Raw genomic sequence first — 515 nt, forward strand, 5'->3', positions numbered from 1 at the left:
GCGATGATGCGCAGCCGCTGGGTGTGCCCGATCGCCGCGAGCACGGTGAGGAGCTCTTCGCTGGTCAGGTTCCACCCCCTCGTTTGAGCTGTCACAAGGCATCTTTCCCGCCTTGACAAGCAACCCCAGACCGTCAGCACACTTGGCTTCGGGGTGCCCCGCCGCACCATGGTTTCGGGAGGGGAACCCTCGCGGACAGCCTCGCCGTTCGGGACAGGCCCGTAGCGCCGGTCTGCCAGGAACGGTCCTGCGGCACTGGTTCGGCTGGAGCGGTGCTGTGGGATCAGTCCGGCGGGAATAGTCCTGCGGCACCGGGCCTAGCCGGAACAGTCCTGCAGTACCAGTCCAGCGGGAACATTCGTGCGGTACCAGCCCACCAAGAGCAGTCCCGCAGCATCGGCCCGGTCGGAACGGTCCTGCGACACCGGGCCTAGCCGACAGCCCCGCAGCATCAAGTCCGGCGGGAACGATCCTGCGGCGCTGGTTCGGCCGGAGCAGTGCTGCGGGATCGGTCC

At 67.8% G+C, this 515-nt stretch carries 1 protein-coding gene; it reads right to left on the minus strand.

The window, feature by feature from the left end; translation table 11 throughout:
• Positions 1–317 precede the first annotated feature (317 nt).
• The coding region (locus ACWDNU_RS16130) for a hypothetical protein (protein WP_449669388.1) at positions 318–515 on the minus strand (198 nt) is incomplete at its 5' end.

The organism is Amycolatopsis sp. NPDC003676, from assembly GCF_053587275.1.